The sequence below is a fragment of the Paenibacillus sp. KS1 genome, assembly GCF_001680695.1.
GTDB classification, from domain to species: domain Bacteria; phylum Bacillota; class Bacilli; order Paenibacillales; family Paenibacillaceae; genus Paenibacillus_B; species Paenibacillus_B suaedae.
Genome location: NZ_MAIS01000184.1, coordinates 1 through 2,871 on the forward strand (window position 1 = coordinate 1; position 2,871 = coordinate 2,871).

2 protein-coding genes are annotated in these 2,871 nt (G+C 45.1%); both read left to right on the forward strand.

Annotated features, from left to right (window positions below):
* On the forward strand, positions 1 to 1,912 hold a 1,912-nt coding region (locus BBG47_RS27500; RefSeq protein WP_254659950.1), incomplete at its 5' end, for an ABC transporter permease.
* 197 nt (positions 1,913 to 2,109) lie between these two features.
* Positions 2,110 to 2,871 (forward strand): ABC transporter ATP-binding protein (locus BBG47_RS27505; RefSeq protein ID WP_065294399.1); only part of this gene is annotated, 762 nt, incomplete at its 3' end.

Genomic DNA, 2,871 nt, shown 5'->3' on the forward strand with positions numbered 1-2,871 from the left:
GAAGATGAACTTTCGTCAGTTCGCGTTTAAGAATGTATTTCGGAACAAGCGATTGTATGCCGGGTATTTCATAAGCTGCGCCTTCTCCGTAATGATTTTCTTTGTCTATTCGATGCTGGCTTTTCACCCAGAATTGAACATGGCTGGCAGCGGCAAGTACGGCAAGGGTGCACAGGCGGGGATGGAGGTAGCTCAGTACATTATTTATGTGTTCTCCTTCTTCTTCATCCTGTATTCCATGAGCGTCTTCTTGAAGACACGGAAGAAAGAATTCGGTGTGTGTATTATGCAAGGGATGTCTGACATGCAGTTGAAGCGCCTTGTATTTGTAGAAAATATCATTATCGGATTTGCTTCAACGGTTGCAGGGATAGTGACCGGATTAGTATTGTCAAAGGGAATGCTCATGCTAGGCTCTTCCTTGTTGTATTTGGATGACCCATTGTCATTCTATTTCCCAACGACAGCGTTGTGGTTCACGTTCGCAGCCTTCATGGCACTGTTTATTTCGATTTCATTATTTACGGCTACCATATTACGTACAAGTTCCTTGATCGACCTGCTAAAAGCTTCAACGAAGCCGAAGCCAGAGCCTAAGGCTAATGCGGTGCTCGCGATATTTGCAGCACTGTGCATCTTAGGCGGCTACGGAACTGCGTTCGTAGTCCGCGGGGAACAGGTCCTATTCGCCATGCTGCCTGTAGTCGTTCTTGTCTCGGTAGGCACTTATTTCTTATTCACACAGCTAAGCGTGTTCATTATTAATAGGCTGAAGAAGAAGCAGAAGCTGTACCGCAGAAACACAAATATGCTGACCTTGTCAGACTTGGCCTATCGGATGAAGGACAATGCACGGATGTTCTTCCTCGTCGCCATTATTTCTACTGTAGCTTTTACGGCTATTGGTACACTCGTTGGCTTCAAGGCAATGCTGACAAATAGTGTGGCAGATTTGATGCCGCCTATGTCGTATGAATCGAATACAATGAACAATAAGCAAGAGCAGAAACATGTAGATTTGATTGAGTCAGCACTCAAGAAAGAAAACATCAAGTATGATGCCTACATCATTCATAGCAAAACAGCAGAATTCAAAGATGGATCGATTATGAAGGTGATGGGGGCAACGGAATACAATTCATTCGCCAAAGAGCGCATTGAGCTCCGTCAGGGTGAAGGATTCGTACTGGAAACGATAAGCAATGATTTTGGCAATAGGAGCACAGCTTCGAATTGGTCAAAGGGGCAGTCCTTGACATTGAAGAAGACAGGTAAGCTGAAGCTTGTTGACACACTTGAGATGACCGACGATGTGAGACAATATGTATCGAGCGGCGAAGTACTGGTAATGTCAGATGAGGACTTTAAGGCAAACCCGCTTACGAAGTTCGACGAGACAAATTATATCTTCAACATGGACAACTGGCAGGCGACAAAGACATTGTCAGCAGATCTGGAAAAGCAGTTCCAAAAAGAAAAGCAGCAAGACTTCCGCTTCCAATCCAGAGCGACATCGATGTCAGAACTCAATCAAGGAATGGGACAAATCTTGCTGACGGGCTTATTTGTCGGAGTCGTGTTCTTCGTATCAGCAGGCAGCTTCCTGTATTTCCGCCTCTTCTCAGATTTGGATAATGATCTTGTCCAGTATCGGGCAATTTCGAAGCTGGGACTGACAGAAGGGGAACTATCCAAGGTTGTTACGACGCAAATCGGACTTCTGTTCTTTGTTCCGATCATTGTAGCTATCGTTCATGGAGCGGTTGCACTGAATACGTTGCAGAATTTGTTCCCGAACGTATCGATTTTGAAAGAAATCATACTCGTATTAGGCACGTTCTTCATCATTCAGGTCGTGTACTTCTTGCTCATTCGTGCGAACTATGTAAGAAAGCTGAAAAAAGTATTGTAATTACGAAGGAATATCGCAGTAGACGTTATTGGGGGCAGGCCGTATCATGGCCTGCTCTTTTTTTAATTGCGACGGCACAACAGCTCTGGTGAACATGACAAAAATGAAAGGAAAATGTAAGCAATAACAATGGTTGTATTTGCTAATCGGGAGTAAAGTGAAGGTACCGAAATCAACAAGGAGCGTGTAATTCTGCTATGCTAGAGGTTAAAAATGTATCCAAAGTATATGAGGGTAAAGTCTCTTATCAAGCATTATCGAATTTGAACCTAACCATTCGCGAAGGTGAGTTCGTCGGGATTATGGGACCGTCAGGAAGCGGGAAAACGACATTTTTAAACGTGGTATCGACAATCGACAAGCCCACATCAGGAGAAGTATTGATTGGTGGGAGCAATGCGCACGCCTTAAATAAACGCAAGTTGGCACTGTTCCGCCGCCGTCAGCTTGGCTTCGTGTTTCAGGATTTCAACCTGCTGCAAACCTTGACGGTGAAGGAAAACATCGTATTTCCATTAACACTGGAAAATGTGAGCATTAAGGAGCAGGAGCAGCGTGTGCAAACGATAGCGGAGAAACTGGGCATCAAGCAAATTTTGGACAAGCGCACGTACGAAATCTCTGGGGGACAATGCCAGCGGACTGCGATTGCGCGTGCTATGATCCATAATCCGAAGCTGCTTCTAGCGGATGAACCGACGGGGAATCTGGATTCGAAGTCAGCCAAGGATGTTCTCGAAATGATGCAGAAAATCAATAAGGAAGACGGCACGACGATGATGATGGTTACTCACGACGCATTTGCTGCCAGTTACTGTGATCGCGTCATCTTCATCAAGGACGGCTCGCTGTACCGAGAGCTGCATAAGCATGATCAACGACAAGTGTTCTTCCAAGAAATTATGAATGTGTTGTCGGCAATAGGAGGCGCGGAAGATGAACTTTCGTCAGTTCGCGTT